Below are 20,000 nucleotides of genomic sequence, written 5' to 3' on the forward strand. Positions count from 1 at the left end.
AAGTCCTTATGCTTTTGCTTTTGCTGCAATATGTTTTGCTGCGATACGACCCATCACCATAGGGTCTGCGGTACCGCATCCACCTAAACGACCAGCTCCGTGGGCACCTGAAGAAACCTCACCAACAGCATATAAGTTTGGAATAGGTTCGCCTTCTAGCGATAATACTGATGCATTTTCATTAATGTAAGCTCCCCCTTCAGTGTAATGGATGGTGTTACTCACACGTTGGGCATAGAATGGCGCGGTGCTGATTGGCTTTAATCGAGATACAAGTTTTCCAAAATCCTTGTCTACTCCAGCTTTTACTGAAGCGTTGTAACGTTCTACTTGCTTTAGGAAAGGGGCGACTGGGATACCGTAATGTTTTGCAATTTGCTCTAACGTCGCAAACTCCTTCACTGTTCCAGATTTTATAATACGACGGCGTCGGGTTGCCGGAATACCGGGATCATTGTGACCAATAGAATCGCAGAATAGAACAGGATAAACGCCAGGTGTTTTGTCTAAAATATTAGTAATATTTTTAGCTCGGATATTACGATCACCCGTTTCATTCAAGAATCGCTCACCAGTATTCACATCCACTGCGATACCGTGCGTATAGCCAGCAAAAGGAGAATAATCGGGAGAATCCCCATAACCATGCTCATCTGGAGAGGCCCAAGGGCCTATTTGGATAATTGATAATTGATGAGGGGCACCACCAGCGCGCAATACTTCTTTAAGTCCTTGAGCGGAACCTCCTGGTTGATTGGTATTAGACATGGAAGCATCGAGTCTTGGATCTTGCATCTGGCGGAACTGGACATCATTAGCATATCCGCCTGTCGCGATAACAACTCCTTTTTTAGCACGAATATTTTTCACGATACCACTTTCAGCATTGGTCCAATCATGATGATTAGCCACCTGAATACCTATCGCTTTACCATTTTCTAGCAGAATGCTTTTCATGGAACAACGTGAGCGATATTGCGCGCCCAAGAGCTCGCCTTTTTCACGTAATGGGATGGTTATATCGCCACCAGTAGCACGTACACCTATTTTTACTCGCGCAACAGAGTGACCGCCATAGAGATATACGCCATCAGCAAACTTAACCCCATGAGACTGGGCCCATTCAAAAGCATCCTTCGCACCATACGCTATGGCATGTGCAAGTTTAGGGGTACTAAGCCCTTGACCGGAACTAAGGATGTCCTGCATAAATTTTTCTGGGCTATCATCAATTCCCAGTTTAGCTTGCTCGTCAAGGCCTGCTACAGCAAAGCCTGATCCATTCAAACAAGAGTTCCCGCCAAAAGCAGGCATTTTTTCTACCACTAATACACTCATGCCTAACTCTCTAGATTGAAGCGCTGTAGCCAGCCCACCAAACCCAGAGCCAACAATAACAACATCATAAGTTTCATCGAACTCATGCATAGGCTTTGCTTCTGCAGTCAATGACAAAGTAGTGCTACCTACCCCAGCAAGGGCGGCCGCCTTGATTATATTTCGTCGAGTTTGACTAAACACTTTTTCATTCATCATGTATCTCCTAGTTGATTCGGAGTAATGATATGTATGGAAACATGCCCAAAATGTAAGAAACATCACATTAACTTTCTTGCTAACCGACTGATGCTCATAGTGGTATGAGTTCTACTCACCGATTAGAGGCTGTAGATCTATGCTGATTACATTTTGAAATAAAAACGTGTTAATCGAGGCGAGTGGATTACTACCTCGCAGTCTAAGCTATTATCACTTCAAGAAGATGTACTCAACAATGAGTAAAACGTTTTTAGCCGAACCTTACAGGCAACGTTTGTTGGCCTTTCTACCGCGTTATCAGCTCTTAATGTAGAACAACGACACTACCAAGCCTCTGACTTGTAGCTCATGTTTACGTAATGGCTCACGATTCGCCGAAAAAACAACCTTAAAAGATCAGCTTCCCCTAATATAAAAGGCACAAAAAAATGCACCCAATTGTTATTTATGAATATATTTGCAGTATATATCCTATGCGCTAATTTTATATAATGTTGAGTTTGTTGCTTGAGGTCATAACTTTTACATCAAAATGATGATTTTATCTGACCTATTTTGATAACAAACTTACAGGGCAACTAAAGTCGACCTTCGATTTGTTAGTTAGCCTAAATTGTGTTTATTAACGCAAATTGACTTCACATTTACAGACATTAGAGGTGATTCTGTATAAACTAAAAACCAACCAATAATATATATACTATTAATAATAAGTTTATAATGAACACTTCAGATCTGCATTTATTCATTCGAATAGTTGAAACGGGCAGCATAACAGAATCTGCCAAACAGCTTAGCATTACGCCTCCTGCCGTCAGTTCAGCGCTGCGCCGATTAGAGAAACAGCTCGATGTTCAGTTGTTTATAAGAACAACCAGGCAACTGCGTATTACACCTGAAGGTGAGCAATTTCTGTTTCACTGTCGAGAAGCGTTGGAAAGTTTAGCGCAAGGGCAAATAGCGGCTCATCAAATACAAGGGAAAATAAGTGGAAATTTACGGCTATCAATATCATCAGATTTAGGCCGTAATATCGTTTTACCCTGGATGATGGAATTAACAAAGCAACACCCCACCCTATCAATAGACTTGAATATTGGTGATTCTCTTTCTGATTTTTTCCTCGATAACGTTGATATTGCCCTTCGATACGGTAAGCCGGAAGACTCAACGATGGTTTCATTTCTTATTGCAACCATGGACAGAATTACTTGTGCATCTGCAGATTACCTATCTAAATGGGGTGAACCTTTACATCCTGAAGAACTGAGAACACACAATTGTTTATTGCATAAAAAAAAGGGATATTTATTTAATCAGTGGGAGTATTCGAATCAATCAGGAAACCACAAAATCAAAGTCGACAGTAATAATATTAGTAATGATACTGATATTGTTCGACGATGGGCTATTTTCGGACAAGGCATTGCATATCGTGCAGAAATAGATGTTCTTGCTGATTTACGCAGTGGAAAATTGGTACAAATCCTGTCTGACTATCAATCCCCTCCAGTAGAGCTACATCTTATTTGTCCAAGCCGAAAACAGGTAACTCCCGCTGTATTAGCGTTAAGAGAATTACTAAGAGGCAACTGTAGCAAAATGCTGGCAGCTATCTAGTTTATTGACCTAAGACATGGATCATTTAGCTCAACGCCTAATGAAGAGCTCCGTAACATGTTGGACAAAAAATTAGTTACAGTCTCAATTCAATCTTTGTTATTCCATTAAATTGGACTTGTTAATCAATCAATGTCAGCGAGTCTAAAATGCCTTTACCACTATGTATACCACCCTCATTTTCACTCGCAGGTTTGCTGCGGATAAGGTAACCGGCATATCCATCCATTTCTGTGGCTGGCTCCCCATCGTAAAATACGCTAAATAGCCCAACCTCGCTAACCAGGTTATCGACGAGTGTTTGCTCACCATCTCGCACTGCAATAGTTGGCACTTCACGCTCATGGGGATACAAACGCTGCATAAGCGCCCATGCATTATATTCTTGAGGGACAAGTTTTGTTAATTTATCGCTAATATCATCGCCAAAAATACAGTGACCACCGCCTTCGCCTTGGTTTTTTAATACCCACTGGTGTTTATTGGCGTGGTTGTTAAACCAGCTGATGGTTTCAGGGTTTATTGGCTTCATGTCCGCGAGCACACTCTTTACCAACAAGGCTTGTTCGAGATTTAACCCCCAACGAGCATATTCTTCAGCTGGCATCTGGGTCAGTAACATTTGCATGGTTTTACTGGTGGCGAGTTGTTGGCTAAAGGTCGCATTCACCGCCACATGATGCTGCTCAATAAACAGTCGAGTCTGACTTAAAGTTTGGCAACACACCGCTTCATTTCGCTCCGGCGAGTAGTAATCTGCATACTGATAACCCGCTCGCAGATACACAACATCGATAGCGCCAACGCCTTCTAACATCAAACGCTGATTGTCACCCGTTGAAAGTTGACTGCTGAGCTGTTCAAAGGTGCGCCTAATGGTTCGTAACCCTCGTGTTTGCAGTGCAACTTCAAGTAGATGTTGATCATAAACATTATCTTCATTTTCTTGGATCACCATCAAAAAGGTCGGTTTATGCAGGGCTGTCGCTGATTGCTCTACAGTATCGGAATAAAATGCCGCCGCGACTTTTCGAGCGGCTTGTGCAATACCGTGGGCCAGTTGATCTAGGCCTTGATTATCCGCTGGTGTCGACCGTCTATCTTCTAACCACTGTCGATAAACTTCCGGCCATTGCTCCTTTAAAAAAGCATGAAACTCAGTGGCACGTTGACCAAAAGGCGCCATGCCAGCAGCAATGCCATTAAACTCAATAACTTTGGCACCATGTTGACGATCATCCATAAAATCGGTTCGCATTAACAGTAACGGTTTACGAGCAGGGTTAAGTCGATGCTCAGTATTGCCATGGGCCTGTTGGTGTAAAGACAATAAGCGACCAAAAAACGGATCTGCTTTGGCGACATCATCCAGTACAGATTGGAGGAAATCGTGATCTTCACTGACATTATTTATCAATTTAGTAATAAGCGGGGTCACTTTACGTAAGTACTGAAACACTTCACGCTCCATCGTCATGGGAGCAATACTAAAGGGACAATGTCTTGCGCTGTTATCTGCCTGACGAAACGCAACACCATGCATAATGGCCCATTCAGTTGCTTCATTAATGATTTGCGGTGAAATCAAAGGGGGAGTTGTACGAGCCATAGTTGCTCCAAAAAATAATTATTCTGCCCACGACTCAGCACCAAGCAACCATACAGTTACAAGCGCCCATATAGTTTCAAGTAAGGCATCTGGCAATGATGAGCCTCTAAAAGTCTGACTTAAATATAAAAATATTGTGTTAGATATCAACTAACATGCAGTGACTAACATGTAGCAACTAACGTGCACCGATTAACATTTAGCTCGCTGGAGTGGATCTTTCGGGACATAGCTGGTTATACCTTCTTGACCTATTTCAAAATCACAGCAAGCCATCATTTGCTGGCGAAATTTAACTCGACCTCGTTGAATTCGACTTTTTGCCCCAGAGAGTGACAAGCCTAACTGATCGGCAATAGCTTGTTGCGATACACCTTCTAGTTCCGCTAAACGCAGTGGTGTGCCGTATTTTTCAGGCAGTTCGTCAATCAATGGTCGTAAACATTCTGCTAATTCTTCACGCGCCTGTTTACCTGACTCTTGCTCTTCTGCAACGAGATCGTCAGGCAATGCTTCAAATTGCTGCCGCTGCCGATAGAAATCCATGATGGTATTGTGAGCAATACGATAAAGCCAACCTTTGAGGCTACCTTTGGATTTTAACTGATGCAGATTACCACTGGCTTTGAGGTAAACATCTTGCAAGATGTCATCTACTGCATCAGCATCATCAATGCGATTACTAACGTAACTGCGCAGTTGCGCTTTGTGATGTTGCCATTCAGATATCATATAAACAGACTCTCAACTCACTATAAATTTACGATACAAATACTAAGACGCAGCAGTCAGTATAAAAACGCAAGATTATTAATTATTATTGAATTCGGCGATTAAAAAGTACTGTCGATACAGCATTCTTGTTGCAAGAAGTTGAGTACATTTTCACGCATTTCATAGTTGGCGATACAATATAAAACCCTGCCTTCCCTATGTTGTGTAATCAATCCCGCGGTGATCATACTTGAGATATGGTGAGACAATGTAGAATTGGGTATACCAATATTGTCACCTAACTTACCGACAGCAACGCCCTTTGGCCCCGCTTTCATAACCTGTTTGTAAACGGCCAATCGTGTCGGATGACCTAACTCTTTCAATGCTTTAGCAACTATCTCGATACTCATCAGAAATATTCCTATTAACTTTATATTTCGATAATACTAGAAATATATTGACGATACCATAGATTAATATTATATTTCGAATATACTAGAAATGTGGAAATTTAAAATGATAAATATTACTCAACAAATGCTTATAGAAACCTTAAACATGTTTGCCTTCCTTGCTGTAGAGCTAACGGTCTTGTTTTTAGTGATCAGTTACTTTGTCGGCATACTTCAGGAATACATCCCACCATCAAAAATACGAACCATTTTGAGTGGTAAAAATGGCAAAGGATATATCGTGGCGGGATTATTAGGGGCAATTACCCCGTTCTGTTCATGCTCCACTATTCCTTTCTTAAAAGGGCTTTTACGAGCAAACGCAGGATTCGGGCCGATGATGGTTTTCTTGTTTGCAAGTCCTCTGCTCAATCCCATTATTATTGGATTATTTGCCGTGACCTTCGGTCTAAAAGTAACAGCCTTCTATTTTGCTATCGCAATGGGAGTATCAGTAATTGCAGGTTTTACCCTTGAAAAACTGGGCTTTGATAAGTATGTAAAACCTGAAGCCAATTTTGCACCAGATGTGACAAATGCACCTGAAAAAACAACTTGCGGGTCTTCCTGTGGCGGCAAAACCAAACAGGTCAGTAAATGGCGAAAAATTTGGAACAGCACATGGAGTGACTTTAAGAAAGTTCTTCCTTATTTAATCGGTGGTATCGCTCTTGGTTCAATGATTTACGGCTTTATGCCAACAGAGTTTGTGGTAAGTGTTGCAAGTGAAAACAACCCTTTTGCTATTCCTATCGCTGCTGTCATTGGTATTCCATTGTACATTCGTGCTGAGGCTATTATTCCATTAAGCGCCGCATTGGCAGCAAAAGGGATGAGTCTTGGCGCAGTCATGGCGTTAATTATTGGTAGTGCTGGAGCAAGTTTAACTGAAGTCATTTTGCTTAAATCTATCTTCAAAAACCAAATGATTGTCGCTTTCTTATTCGTCATATTGAGTATGGCAATGGGTGCTGGATTTCTATACCAATCAATATTTTAGCCAAATAAACGGTACACTCTAGCGGGTGTGCCGTTAACCTACTGACTTCTCTGTAAAATATTTATCGCATTCCCCCTCTCTGTTTATTCACTCCGCTATAAAAATCTGCAATGTATTTATCAGTCAACAAAGGGAATCAAATAGTGGATCTACAAAATACATCATCTAAAAAGTTTCGACTTAGCGGTTTTGAATACTGAAATAGAGTAATCAACTCATTTACTTTGACTATCAAATAATATAACATCGAGAATTACTTGATAATCAAACTACTTTCTTATGAATAACATTGCCGAAAAATATATTCACCAACACAATTTCACCTCCGTTAACGAACAAAATGTCAAACGCACCTGGTATGTGCTTGTTATCACAGTTATCACCATGGCCGTCGAAGTGATAGCGGGTACGATATATGGTTCTATGGCCTTGCTCGCTGATGGCTGGCATATGGGGACTCATGCCGCCGCTTTTTGTATTACGCTATTCACTTATAGTTATGCAAAAAAGCATGCTAATAGTGACAAATTCTCTTTTGGCGTAGGCAAAGTCGGCGTTCTCGGTGGATATACAAGTGCAATCGCATTAGCCATTGTCGCTATCATTATGCTGGTCGAATCTCTACACCGTTTATGGTCACCTATTGAGATCCAATTTAACCAATCTATTCTTGTGGCTATCATAGGTCTAGTCGTTAACATCGCCAGTATGTTTATATTGGGACATGAACATCACGGCCATGATCACGGTGACCACAAGCATCATAGCCATAAGCATGATGACCACAAACTTCATAGCCATGAACATGATGACCACGAGCGTCATAGCCACGAGCACCATAGTGGTAACGACCACAATCTGAAGGCAGCTTACTTCCACGTACTCGCTGACGCATTAACATCGGTGTTAGCAATTTGTGCACTTTTGGTAGGAAAATTCCTTGGATGGTATTGGTTAGATCCTATCATGGGGATCGTTGGTGCGATGGTGATTACTAAATGGGCTCTAGGTTTAATGAAGCAAACGAGTCCTATTCTATTAGATGAAAATATCGACGAAGATTATCAATTAGACATTGTTAATACTATTGATGATGAACAAACCAAGGTCACCGATATTCATATTTGGAGAATTAGTGCAGATCATTATTCTGCGTCTATCGCTATCTGCACAACAACTGACGCCAGCGTAGAATCATTTAAACACTCATTGAATAAGTTTGATAAGCTAAGCCACTTAACTATCGAAGTGAATTACTGCTGAGGCCCTTTATGCATTCTTTGAATAATTTAATCATTGAGTTTTACGACAAACTGTCTTCTTGGGAGCAGTCTGTCGTTAAAGATACCGGTTATTCACTGGCACAAGTGCACACTATTGAGGTGCTAGGCTCTCACGGTTCCATGAGAATGAAAGAGCTAGCAGATAGGCTTGCAATTACCACTGGCACCTTAACGGTTCAGGTAGATAAACTGGTAAAGTTTGGACTTATAACCCGCTCTCCACATGAAGACGATAGACGTTCAATATTAGTTGGATTAACAAGCGAAGGCATGGCGCTTCATAAGCACCACAATCGCATGCATATACAACTGACAGAAGATATTACTCGTCATTTAGATCAAAATTCGATAGATGTTCTGACCAAGAGTTTTGAAAAAATGAACCGAGAATTCTAATCTTCAGATTGTAGAATATGATGTTACAACGTCAAATGAAGTGCTAATAAGATAACAAATAAAACTGTTACAAATCAGTACTTTGAGCGAAAAACTAATTTAGCCAGGGCTTGTTTTTGAATCAATGTTAGTTTTGGACACTCGAAGTTTGTGTCCAAAACTATTTATCAATTATTTAAAAGTGCTACTTTCAGATACAGCCATGACTTCACCATCGTCAGCGATTTGAAAATATAACGTCTTTTTATCTTCTGCATTAGTGGCACTCACAATATAAACGCCTCCTGTAACGCTAAAGACCGTTACATCTGCAACGGTAATATTTTTCCATGATTCCGGAAGCTGACCAACCGCATAGCCGAAGTCCTTAAATGTCATTTGTTTTGCAGACTTGATGACAACACTGATGGCAGCATTATCATTCATATGGCCATGGCTTGAATGTGCCAGCGAATAACTGCTGATAAAGCTGCTCAAAAGCACCATTGTAAAAAGTAATGTTCTCATAAATTTCCCCTTATTATTTTAAACCAATAATTTTAAACCAATAATTTTAAACCGATCATTTTAAACCGATGACTTTGTATTGTCCTTTTACCAATAACTGCACTGCTACCGGTTGATTAGACTTATTTTTCCAATACCATCCGTGGGAACCAGCAAAAGGTGCCGTAAAACTACCTTTCATATCAGCCGACGTCGCGATGACATAACTTTCGTAATATCCTGAGGTATCTCCCTTTGGCTCACCATGGAGATCAACAAATAAAGCTGTCCCATCTGTTATCCATTCATAGGTCATTTTTTCAAATTGTTGCATGTCGAATTTATATTCTATTCCACGCCCTGCAGGTACCATCACTTCTATCGTTTGAAACTCATTAGAGCCTTCGGCAGGAGCGCTTTGTTGCACTTCTGGTTCTGCCGCTTGCGCTAATACTGTGACACCTATTTTTTGTCCAATACCTGTCGGATCGATGTTGTATTCGGCGGGTAAAATTAGCGTAACTAAAACAATGCCTGCTACGACAATCGCTGATAGAGCGGCTTTAATTAACGTACTGCTGCTGACTGTATGTTGCATATTTATCTCTTTTTTATTTGTTAATTACGTAGCCAGTCAGTTGATACACAATCAACATGACACCTGCGCTCATTAATAGAGTGTTTGTAAGCGTAGAAAAACGCTGAAATGAAGGCCATTTTCGCCATACATTAATGACAATCAAAATAACCACTAGCGCAGCAAATTGACCAAGTTCTACCCCAATATTAAAGGCCACTAGATTGGTAAAAAGGCCTTCTTTTGGTAAATTGAATTCCTGCAACTTAGTCGCTAAACCTAAACCATGAAACAACCCGAAAATTAATACTGCCCATTGGGTATTAGGCTGCCAATTAAAGCAACGCTTAAAGCCGCCTAAGTTATCAAATCCTTTGTACACGACAGATAAACCAATAATCGCATCAACGAGGTAGGCATTAACTTGAATATCACCTAAAACACCAAGTAGTAAGGTAGTGCTATGGCCAATAGTGAACATCGTGACATATAAGAAAACATCTCGGCTTTTATATAAGAAAAAGATAACACCAACCAGAAATAATAAGTGGTCATAGCCGGTAATCATGTGCTTAGCACCAATGTAGAGAAAAGGTACAAACTGCACGCCACTATTTTGTTCTAAAAAAGCTCGAGTGTTGTCATCAACCCCATGGGCAAATACTTCTATACTGATAAAAGCACAGCCAATGAGGATTGCGAACACGCAATAGCTTGATAATTTACTTAGCATTGGATGGCTCCAAAGTGTCTGTTTCAGTCAAAATAGCTTCCTTATGGGTGTGTAACATTCGATATAATGGAATGTGGTAAGCAAAACAAATAAATCAGTTGGTCATCGGTTTTTACTTTTACGGTTCTAACGAATTAATTCATTCATAGTCCTGATTCAATGGATAAAATAAGTCTCAATTAGATGATGGAGACCATCTACCATTAATACCGTAAACAGCATTGCAGTGAGAAAACACAGTCCCGTAAATACCAGAGTAAGTTCGGATATTTGGCTCTGTGGTGATAGAAGCTTTTGTACCCGCAAAGTAATTTGATCCTGACTAAAATGACTAACCAGACTCCCCTCACAACTTTGGGGAAACTGACGTTGTTTCTTGGCTACTGAAATTAATGTTTGTGCCACATCAAGGTTATCGTGATAACCCGTTACGACGGAGTCTGCTTGTTGTTCTGTGAGCAAGGTAAAATGCTGTTGTAAAATGCGGCGAATTGGCTTTGGATAAAGCAGACAGAAAAAAGAGTAAATACTTTTAAATAGAGGATCTCTTGCACGAACATGTGCCAATTCATGTTGGATAATGATATCCAGAGCCGATGGTTCAAGTTGTTGAAGTAATCCAGTGGTAAGATAAACCCTAGGCTTGAGCAAGCCAATTGTAAAAGCTGCTGGGATGCTTAATGCAATAGAATAAATAGTCTGATTATTATCACAACTTATAGGTTGCACATCTGAAAATTTAAAAAGGTTGTGCATCGCGATTGAGTGTCGACGAACTTGAACAAACATAAGGTTAATCATCACAGCCAATATGAGGGCTGCAACAACCAACGTTAAGCCATGCCAGCTTGTAAACTTGAACACATCAATATGGTGCCAATGAGCAATTTTTTCCATCAAAGCGATTAAATTATTAGTATCTTGACGTGGAAAAAATATGACAACGCAACATAAAGCTATCCACCAAGGCGCGGTTGCTAATAGCCATAACGTTCGCTTTCGAGCAATAAAACCAAATGAATTGAGGTTATTTTTAATCAACGGGATAATGGCAGATATTAATATCGTCACGATAACGAAAGCCGTTATTGCAACACTCATTAAATTCAAGAAAATAGCCTCGTTACCCTCTAGCATTTTATATTTGCCTGCTACGTAACTGGCGTTGCTGTTCGATAAGTTTTTCCAACGCTTCAAATTGAGCATCATCGAGATTGGCTGACGAGGAAGCAAAAGCAGCAATAAGACTATGCTCGCCATCTTCGATAAAATCGGCTGTAACATCTGTAATTAACGTGGCGATGAGAGATTCACGATCGACTATAGCGGTATACAAATGTGCATGCCCCTGCTTAGTTCGACTTAACAGACTTTTCTTGAATAATCGATCTAATGTAGTTTGAATCGTGTTTAACGAGTTACCACGACTCATCCCAACGGCAATATGAACACGCTTCGCATCGGCTTCTTTTTCAGACCAAAGGAATTGAAGTACTAACTTTTCTAGATCGCCTAATTGCATTACATAGTTCTCTTAACAACGTATGCAATAGTATGTCAAACTAAAAACCTATCGGCAATAGGTTTTTGTAAGCGTGAGTGATCGGTAATTTATAATATTGATAATTAATAATATTTTATCACTGAAACGATTTCTATTTTAACCTCAGAGTTCACAACGCTAACGATAATTTAGCAGCGCTAATCTTTCGATGCCGTTCATTACCAGCACGGTAATAATTTGTTTTTATAGCGAAAATGAATCAATATCCATAAGAGAAACCACAATATCCTTTGAGTAATAACGCGCTTTATACCCAGTAATCAGATTTGTATAACGAGGAACACGGTGTAAAAGAGCGTGAATGATATTGGGCTGAAACCCCGCAGTATTCGTACCATATGCAATTAATCATCACGAAGGGCTACACAATGTTTTCATTTTTAAAGCCAGACCCAGTCAAAAAATTACGTAAAAGCTATGATTTAATACTCGAGCAAGCCATGCAAGCACAGCGTAAAGGCGATATAAAAACCTATTCGTTGCTCACTGCAGAATCAGAACAGGTTTGGGCTAAAATTGCCGCTTTAGAAGCTGTAAAATAAAGGTCATTTGTTTTACTAACAAGGCGCAATGCCGTTAGCGGAACAAAGATCGGTTTGATAGCCGTTAATATTCTAAGCAGATGTAATTAAGTAATATGTGAACCACAATCAAGATTCGGTCCCCATTTAACGTTATGCTGCGTCAGTCAAGGTCAATTAATACGCTAGTAATACTGGCAATGATGTTATTGACTCGTTACTGATGACATTTGTTATCGCACGTTATTGAGGAGAATTTGTATGTGGTGGCGAGTAACCATTATTAGCTTGGCTTACCTATTATTGGGCGCACATTTCTTACGATTCGATCAGCACATAATGGCTATTATCGCCATTTGTTTACCATTGCTGATGTTCATTAGACATTCATTTGTGCGTACATTGCTCAAATTGGGTTTATTGATCAGCGTGGTATTTGTGTGGGCGGTAACCACGTTCAATTTCATTGATATGCGCATTGCACTCGAACAGCCTTGGTTAAGATTGGCCATTATCATGATATCAGTGATGATCTTTACCGTATTTGCGGCATTTTCTACCAACGGCCTCAATCAAAGATTGAGGCGTTAGTCATAATGAGGGTTATGTTTTTGGCTTCAGCCATTTATAAATACTGTCTTTGCGGTAAAACAATAACACCGCAAATAACGCAATATAAATGCTAGGTTCAATAATTTCAGACTTTACCGACCAATAAAAGTGGATAGGCGCCAATATTGCCGCCAGATAAATCCAATTGTGCAATGATTGCCAGCGTTTACCCATACTGCGTTTAATCCGGTTAGGAGAAGTTATCGCCAGCAACAAAATGATAATCAAGGTCGCCGCGCCAACTAAAATATAAGGTCGCTTTATGACCTCTTCAAACAATAATCCCCACGCAAACAGCAAATCTAAGCTAATAAACGCACTGATGTGCAGCAGCGCATAGGCGCACACATACAAGCCCACCAAACGACGAGTTTGCATCAGCGCCGCTATTTTAAATCGCTTGGCGATAGGTGAAATAAGCAACGTCGCTAATAGGCTATTAATCGCGCCCATGCCGGTGTAGTGAATAATATACTGCACCGGATCGCCGCCCGCATTGTCAGTTAACACTAGTGCCACGAGATAAAAAGCAGGCAACAAAAAAATAATATGCAACAACACCTTTAGCCAAAACAGACCTCGAGGGCTTATCCGCATTAGTAAAACTTCCTCAAATCGATATTTTTGTATAAATCGGCCACTGAATCGCCATAACCATTGAACATTTGCGTAGGAATACGTTTAGCAGAAAATAAACCGCCTTCGCCAATACTGCGCTCAGATGCTTGCGACCAACGGGGATGGTCAACTTCTGGATTTACATTGGCGTAAAAACCATACTCACTTGAGGCCAATTGATTCCAGCTTGTCGGTGGCTGCTTATCCATCACCCGAATACGCACAATAGACTTAATACTTTTAAAGCCATATTTCCAAGGCACGACTAAGCGGATTGGCGCACCATTTTGTGGCGGCAAGGTTTTACCGTATAAGCCTACGGCTAAAAACGATAAATCATTCATGGCCTCGGCAACCGTTAAACCCTCAACATACGGGTAATGGATCCCGCCGCCCATTAGGCGACTCTTTTGCCCAGGCATTTGGTCTGGGTCAAACAGGGTTTCAAAGGCAATGTGGGTAGCATTACTTTGCACGCCAGCTTGTTTAAGTAAGCTGGCTAACGAAAAACCGACCCACGGAACCACCATCGACCAAGCTTCAACACAGCGTAAGCGATAAGTGCGTTCTTCAAGGGCAAAACGGGTTGTCAGCTCATGTAAATCTAGGGTAATCGGTTTATCGACTAAACCATCGATGGTTAGTGTCCATGGATCAACCTTAAACCCTTGGGCATTATCAACTGGGTCCGATTTGCTGGTACCAAACTCATAGAAATTATTGTGACGAGTCACTTTATCTTCAGGGGTTTTCGGATTAGGTAACACAAACTTGGCAGGGGTGGCGTATTGCAAGCCTTGAGTTACAAAAGGATTTTGCGCTTTTTGCTCGCCAAATAAATCAAAAATACCAGCTTGAACTTGACCCGGTAAACTTGCTCCCAATGCACCTAACCCCAAAGCTTTAATGATATTACGACGATCATTAAATACCGACTCAGGCGTAACTTGGTTATCAGGAATATGCCAAGAAGCACGTTTTTGTATGCCTTGAGTAAAACGTTTTTTACCGGTCATAAATCACCTCGTTAAAATATTTGTCGACAGCCAAGTATTAACATAATCTGCCTTACGTCTCTCAATAGACAGGTAAAAAGCTATTTTTATTTCAGCTGATGGTTAAAAGACTTAAAAACCGTCAACCTTTATCTATCGATAAAATAACACACTGAACATGCCATCATAGTTGTCTATACGCACCAATATAGCGAGTAGATTTAAATTTAATCATTAACAACAATATTTCATTAAATCCTTATTTTATCCCTTGCAGCTGTTTATTAGCCGTGCGACCCTTAACCATTATTTTCTATCGGTTTTTGTTATGCCTTTTGCAGTGTCGTTAACTCCTCCTCAAATTGCAGCTGTGATTGCTGTCGCGTTTGTTGCCTTTTTAATTGGCGCCCTAATCAATCAACGATTAACTCGTAAACGATGGGAGCAGCTTAAACTGCAACATGAACAACAAACACTTCAACAGCTCAACGAAGTTCAAATTGAAATGTCGAGATTACAAGATAATCTCGATGATAAAATCGATCACAGTAATCATCTGCAAAGTAAAATAGAAGATTTGATTGCCCAACTTTCTAGCGCAGAAACTAAAGCGGATCGGGTTAACCTCGTCGAACAACAAATGGTCGACACCCAACATCGTTTAATGGAATCGCAGCTCAACTTAGCCAAGTCAAACGCGGTGCAACAAACCATTTTAGTAAAAGCAGAAACCGAGCAAAAGTCATTACAAGATAAAATAGTGCTACTCGAGTCTGCTGAAGAACGCCTTAAACTGCAATTTGAAAACCTTGCTAATCGGATTTTTGAAGAACGCAGTGAAAGCTTTAAACAACAAAATGTCTCGCAAATAGACGGCGTTCTCGGGCCGCTGAAACAACAATTAGAAGGTTTCAGACGTCAAATTCAAGAGTCGTATACTCATGAGCAATCTGAACGAAGCGCGTTGAAACACCAGTTAGATAATTTGCGCGATCTCAACTTAAAAATGAGCCAAGACGCCATTAACCTCACCAAAGCACTTAAAGGTGACAACAAGCAACAAGGTAATTGGGGCGAAGTTATTTTAGAGCGCGTACTACAAGAAAGTGGTTTACGCGAAGGCCATGAGTACCAAACCCAACAAGATTTAAAAGACGATAACGGCAAACGTTTTAAGCCCGATGTTATCGTGCATTTACCCGAGCAAAAAGACGTAGTAATCGATGCCAAAATGTCGCTAGTCAGCTACGAACGTTATTTTAATAGCGAAGACAAAGTCATTCGCGACCAAGCCATAAAAGAACATGCATTATCGATTAGGCAGCATATTAAAGGCCTTAGTCAAAAAGATTATCATAAGTTGCATGGCCTCAAGAGCTTGGACTATGTGCTAATGTTTATTCCTATTGAGCCGGCATTTTTACTGGCCATTGAATACGACCCGAGCCTGGTTAATTTCGCCCTTGAGCAAAATATTATGCTGGTGAGTCCGACTAATTTATTAGTGGCTTTGCGTACTATCAATAATATATGGCGTTATGAGTACCAAAATCAAAATGCCCAAAATATCGCCAAACAAGCAAGTCGTATTTACGACAAATTATGCGGCTATCTTGAAGACATGGAAAAACTCGGACGCGCCCTAGATACGGCAGATAAAACCTATCAAAGTGCCATGGCAAAGCTGTCTTCAGGTAAAGGCAATGTCATTAGACAAGCGCATTACATGCAGCAATTAGGTGTCGACACCAGCAAGCAGTTAGATAAACAATTGCTCAATCGTGCACTTGATGAGTCAGTTGAAAAGCACGCCAGTAATAGTTAATCGATAAAATGAGTGATTATTAATCTTTATTTAAGCAACAAGGCTAATAGTCACTCAACGCCGTAACAGATTTATTTACAGCAACACTTATTAGCAATCATTTATCACACACATACTGATAGCAAACGAAATACAGAGGCGGGGATTCTCATTTAAATGCGTAACACTTGGGCGAACACTTTAATTACAGGCGCATTATTATTCAGCACATCATTGGCCTTTATTGGCCAAGCTAATGCACTGACTTCACAACAGCAACGCTATCTTGATGCCCGCCAAGCTCTGGATAAAAAGCAGCTCGACAAGTATCAAGCCCTACGCAACCAACTCGGCGACTATCCATTAACGGTTTACCTTGATTACCACGCCAAAATCGACAGCATAGTGCAATCTTCTGGCGACAAAGCGCTCAATGCCATCAACCAATTTGATACCACGCCGCTTTACAACAATGCGCGTTATCGCTACCTGCTCAATGCTGGTAAAAAACAACGTTGGCAAGACTTTCTAGTGATAGCGCCAGACACACCTAACGATGTGCGCTTACAGTGTTATTACTACCAAGCTCAACTTGATGCTGGTAACGAAACCATGGCTTACAAAGGCATAGAACGTTTATGGGTTCATGGCTATTCACGTCCCAATGAATGCGATGCGGTGATAAACCAATGGACTAAAGCGGGCTATCGCACCCAAGAGCTCATTTGGGCGCGGATGTTGCTCAGTTTTAATGCTAGGCAATCCAGTTTGCTGAGTTATTTATCGCAAAAAGTTACCCAACACAATAATGAAGCCAAACTACTATTGTCGGTGTATCGCGATCCTAATATTTTGCGTCACATGAACAAGTTTTCCAGCTCTAAACCCATAGTGGGTGATATTGTTGATGCAGGCTTACGTAAGCTAGCGCAAAAGGATTTACATCAAGCGATTAAATTGTATGTTAAATATCAAAAGGCCAACCGTTTCAGCGATCTTGAAGCGCGCCAGCTCAATCGCTATTTAGTCCGCCGAGCGCTGATTAAGCAAGACGATAAATTGGTGGCGCATATTGATACCATGCTGCCATTACTAAAATCTGATGATTTGTACGAAATGCGCCTACGTTGGGCTATTCGTGAACAAGATTTCAGCACGGTAGAAAAGTATTTAGCGTTATTGAGCGATCAAGGTAAAGCTGATTCTCGCTGGCAATATTGGCAAGCTAAAATGACCTCTCGTCATGACAAAAACCGCGCGACGCAATTACAGTCGACCTTAAGTGGCGAGCGTAATTTTTACGGTTTTAATGCGGCTGAAGCATTAGGCAAACCTCTGGCGATGAACGACGACAATTTAACCCCTAATCCTGAGCTGCAAGCAACATTAAACCAAGACCCTGGTTTAGCGCGCGTTGTGGAATTAATGGCCTTAGATAAGCAAATTGATGCTCGTAACGAATGGCTGTATTTAATGCGCCGCCACAACAGTGAAATGACCGCTCAATATGGTCTATTAGCTTTAAAAAATGGCTGGCATGCATTTAGTGTTGAATCCAGTATTCAAGGTAAGTTATGGGATTCAATAGCACTGCGTTTTCCTGAAGCGGCTAACGATGAGTTCCTCAAAGCCAGTAAAAAGTTTTCGGTAGACATTGATGAAATCCGCGCTATTTCTCGTCGAGAAAGTGCGTTTTATCTGTATGCCACCTCTGGTGTGGGGGCTAGAGGCTTAATGCAATTGATGCCCGCTACAGCCAAACAAACCGCCAAAAAGAACAAAATACCTTTTAATAACGTAAAAGACCTGTACGACCCGAAAGTGAACATTATGTTAGGCAGTGCCTATTACAGTGAATTACTTAAGCAGTTTGGTCAAAACCGCGTGTTAGCAACAGCAGCGTATAATGCCGGTCCTGGTAGTGTTAGGCGCTGGTTAAGACAGTCTAATGGCAGCTTAGATGTAATGAGTTTTATTGAAACGATTCCTTACACTGAAACTCGCGAATATGTTCAAGCAGTACTAAGTTACCGAATGATATTCCAACAACAAAAATCATTAAATGAAGGTATGTTTAGTGCAAAAGAGCTCAGCTACCTTTATTAACCGCTAGTCGCCGTTGTTAGCTGTAAGTTGTTTGTAGTTGTTTGTAGTTGTTTGCAGTTGTTAGTTTTTATTAGTTCGTATTCGTTTTTATTCGTTTTTATTCGTTTTTATTCACAATAGCCGCCACTCTGTGGCGGTGTATTTTGTTTCACACCCGTCAGCAAGATAACGTATGCTTTAAATATGTTACAGGCTCGCTGAATGTTGCAAATCACTTGCGGGTAAATGCAGTAAGCGATTTGGATCAGATAATGAGCAATCGTGGCAATATACCAAAGTGAGAAACCGAAGCGCTAAACCATAGCTAGAAATCATAGCGAGTAAGCGAGTAACCATAGCGAGTAACCATAGCGAGAAAGAGCGCTAGAATAAAACGACAAACCATCACTACAAACCGTCATTTACAATAAACCCACAACGGTTTATTACCAACAGTTGGAGTTTTCGTGTCGCAATCAACTATTCAAACATTACTTAACCAACTAAGCCAAGTTTTGCTCGGTAAACCTGAGCAGATAAAACTTGCCGTCGCTTGTATCCTCGCCAAAGGTCATTTACTGATTGAAGATTTACCCGGCATGGGCAAAACCAGTTTGTCTCAAGGTATTGCCAGCAGTTTAGGCATGAGTTACCAGCGGATCCAGTTTACCAGCGACATGCTACCAGCGGACATTCTTGGGGTATCCATTTACAGCAAAGAACAGCAACAATTTATCTTTCATAAAGGCCCAGTGTTTAATCAAATGTTGTTGGCAGATGAAATTAACCGCGCCAGCCCCAAAACCCAAAGTGCTTTGCTTGAAGCCATGGCTGAACAACAAATTACTATCGATGGCATCACCCACCCGCTGAGTTCACCATTTTTTGTTATTGCCACCCAAAATCCGGTTGATCAAGCTGGTACCTTCCCGTTGCCAGAATCGCAACTCGATCGATTTATGATGCGGATTTCCATCGGATATCCCAGCGCAGAAGCCGAGTTAGCCATGTTAAAGTCGCGCACTCAAGCAAATAAACCAGCATCATTGTCACAATGCTTAACGCCGCAAGAACTAATGCTACTGCAACAACAAGTGTCGCAAGTGTCTGCATCGGATGCGGTACTGAATTATTTAATTGCCTTGGTTGATTTTTCTCGGCAACACAATGTCGCTAACGGGTTATCGCCTCGAGCCAGTATTGCTTTGCTACAAGCAGCCAAAGCATGGGCTTTTATCAACCAACGTCAGTACGTGGTACCCGAAGATATTCAAGCAGTATTTGCCTCGGTTGCCGAACACCGCATTCGCAGTAGCAGTCAATTCCAAGGCCAAGCGTTGTCTGACACTATTCTCGCCAGCGTCAACCCAATACGTTAACGGCGCAGGC

At 41.0% G+C, this 20,000-nt stretch carries 20 protein-coding genes; 9 read left to right on the plus strand and 11 right to left on the minus strand.

The genetic code is table 11. The features are described 5' to 3' along the window. Positions 1-6: 6 nt before the first annotated feature. Positions 7-1,536, minus strand: a complete 1,530-nt coding sequence (locus tag H5181_RS11275) for a flavocytochrome c (protein ID WP_182751045.1) — start codon at positions 1,534-1,536, stop codon at positions 7-9. 723 nt (positions 1,537-2,259) lie between these two features. Between H5181_RS11275 and H5181_RS11280 the strand changes: the two genes are divergently transcribed. After that, positions 2,260-3,159, plus strand: coding sequence for a LysR family transcriptional regulator (locus tag H5181_RS11280; protein ID WP_011637964.1), 900 nt, complete (start codon positions 2,260-2,262; stop codon positions 3,157-3,159). Positions 3,160-3,280: 121 nt separating this feature from the next. On the opposite strand, the gene H5181_RS11285 is transcribed toward H5181_RS11280, so the two are convergent. The 3 genes from H5181_RS11285 to H5181_RS11295 form a co-directional block, all read right to left on the minus strand. Then, positions 3,281-4,768 carry a glutathione synthase gene (locus tag H5181_RS11285; RefSeq protein WP_182751046.1) on the minus strand — a complete coding sequence of 496 codons (1,488 nt, stop codon included), beginning with the start codon at positions 4,766-4,768 and terminating at the stop codon, positions 3,281-3,283. 192 nt (positions 4,769-4,960) lie between these two features. Further along, a complete protein-coding gene (gene sigZ, locus H5181_RS11290; protein ID WP_182751047.1) occupies positions 4,961-5,500 on the minus strand; it encodes an RNA polymerase sigma factor SigZ in 540 nt (179 codons plus the stop codon). A gap of 101 nt (positions 5,501-5,601) precedes the next feature. Continuing rightward, complete coding sequence (locus H5181_RS11295; protein ID WP_011637967.1) at positions 5,602-5,895, minus strand: helix-turn-helix transcriptional regulator; 294 nt, start codon at positions 5,893-5,895, stop codon at positions 5,602-5,604. A 106-nt stretch (positions 5,896-6,001) separates the two neighbouring features. On the opposite strand from H5181_RS11295, the gene H5181_RS11300 reads away from it, so the two are divergent. The 3 genes from H5181_RS11300 (at position 6,002) to H5181_RS11310 (ending at position 8,616) form a co-directional block, all read left to right on the plus strand. Next, complete coding sequence (locus H5181_RS11300) at positions 6,002-6,937, plus strand: permease (protein ID WP_041413083.1); 936 nt, start codon at positions 6,002-6,004, stop codon at positions 6,935-6,937. A 279-nt stretch (positions 6,938-7,216) separates the two neighbouring features. Then, positions 7,217-8,200: a CDF family Co(II)/Ni(II) efflux transporter DmeF gene (gene dmeF / locus H5181_RS11305; protein ID WP_182751048.1), complete on the plus strand. Its 984-nt coding sequence runs from the start codon at positions 7,217-7,219 to the stop codon at positions 8,198-8,200. Between the two features lie 8 nt (positions 8,201-8,208). After that, positions 8,209-8,616, plus strand: coding sequence for a MarR family winged helix-turn-helix transcriptional regulator (locus tag H5181_RS11310; protein WP_102035743.1), 408 nt, complete (start codon positions 8,209-8,211; stop codon positions 8,614-8,616). 171 nt (positions 8,617-8,787) lie between these two features. On the opposite strand, the gene H5181_RS11315 is transcribed toward H5181_RS11310, so the two are convergent. From H5181_RS11315 to H5181_RS11335, 5 genes are all read right to left on the minus strand, one after another. Beyond that, the gene (locus H5181_RS11315) at positions 8,788-9,123 is read right to left on the minus strand and encodes a DUF6488 family protein (RefSeq protein ID WP_102035742.1); all 336 of its coding nucleotides are present in this window, start codon (positions 9,121-9,123) and stop codon (positions 8,788-8,790) included. 55 nt (positions 9,124-9,178) lie between these two features. Next, positions 9,179-9,700: a hypothetical protein gene (locus tag H5181_RS11320; protein ID WP_011637972.1), complete on the minus strand. Its 522-nt coding sequence runs from the start codon at positions 9,698-9,700 to the stop codon at positions 9,179-9,181. A 13-nt stretch (positions 9,701-9,713) separates the two neighbouring features. Then, positions 9,714-10,412, minus strand: coding sequence for a HupE/UreJ family protein (locus H5181_RS11325; RefSeq protein WP_182751049.1), 699 nt, complete (start codon positions 10,410-10,412; stop codon positions 9,714-9,716). 156 nt (positions 10,413-10,568) lie between these two features. Next, the gene (locus H5181_RS11330) at positions 10,569-11,453 is read right to left on the minus strand and encodes a M56 family metallopeptidase (protein ID WP_259397035.1); all 885 of its coding nucleotides are present in this window, start codon (positions 11,451-11,453) and stop codon (positions 10,569-10,571) included. Positions 11,454-11,550: 97 nt separating this feature from the next. Continuing rightward, the gene (locus H5181_RS11335) at positions 11,551-11,934 is read right to left on the minus strand and encodes a BlaI/MecI/CopY family transcriptional regulator (RefSeq protein WP_011637975.1); all 384 of its coding nucleotides are present in this window, start codon (positions 11,932-11,934) and stop codon (positions 11,551-11,553) included. A gap of 410 nt (positions 11,935-12,344) precedes the next feature. On the opposite strand from H5181_RS11335, the gene H5181_RS11340 reads away from it, so the two are divergent. Next, positions 12,345-12,518, plus strand: coding sequence for a DUF6435 family protein (locus H5181_RS11340; RefSeq protein ID WP_011637976.1), 174 nt, complete (start codon positions 12,345-12,347; stop codon positions 12,516-12,518). Between the two features lie 240 nt (positions 12,519-12,758). Beyond that, a complete protein-coding gene (locus H5181_RS11345; RefSeq protein WP_102037716.1) occupies positions 12,759-13,088 on the plus strand; it encodes a hypothetical protein in 330 nt (109 codons plus the stop codon). A gap of 12 nt (positions 13,089-13,100) precedes the next feature. Here H5181_RS11345 and msrQ read toward each other — a convergent pair whose 3' ends face one another. Together msrQ and msrP are read right to left on the minus strand one after the other, a co-directional pair. Next, entirely contained in the window at positions 13,101-13,706 is a 606-nt protein-coding gene (gene msrQ / locus H5181_RS11350; protein WP_182751051.1) for a protein-methionine-sulfoxide reductase heme-binding subunit MsrQ, read from the minus strand. Then, positions 13,706-14,743 (minus strand): protein-methionine-sulfoxide reductase catalytic subunit MsrP, encoded by a 1,038-nt coding sequence (msrP, locus tag H5181_RS11355; protein WP_011637979.1) that lies wholly within the window; start codon positions 14,741-14,743, stop codon positions 13,706-13,708. Before msrP ends, msrQ begins: the two co-directional genes overlap by 1 nt. 307 nt (positions 14,744-15,050) lie before the next feature. On the opposite strand from msrP, the gene rmuC reads away from it, so the two are divergent. The 3 genes from rmuC (at position 15,051) to H5181_RS11370 (ending at position 19,990) form a co-directional block, all read left to right on the plus strand. Then, positions 15,051-16,547 (plus strand): DNA recombination protein RmuC, encoded by a 1,497-nt coding sequence (rmuC, locus tag H5181_RS11360; RefSeq protein WP_011637980.1) that lies wholly within the window; start codon positions 15,051-15,053, stop codon positions 16,545-16,547. A 156-nt stretch (positions 16,548-16,703) separates the two neighbouring features. Further along, a complete protein-coding gene (locus H5181_RS11365; RefSeq protein WP_011637981.1) occupies positions 16,704-18,632 on the plus strand; it encodes a transglycosylase SLT domain-containing protein in 1,929 nt (642 codons plus the stop codon). 446 nt (positions 18,633-19,078) lie between these two features. Beyond that, positions 19,079-19,990 (plus strand): MoxR family ATPase, encoded by a 912-nt coding sequence (locus H5181_RS11370; RefSeq protein WP_182751052.1) that lies wholly within the window; start codon positions 19,079-19,081, stop codon positions 19,988-19,990. The last annotated feature ends 10 nt before the right edge of the window (positions 19,991-20,000 follow it).

It is taken from the genome of Shewanella sp. SG44-2 (genome assembly GCF_014164215.1).
Taxonomy (GTDB): Bacteria; Pseudomonadota; Gammaproteobacteria; order Enterobacterales; family Shewanellaceae; genus Shewanella; species Shewanella frigidimarina.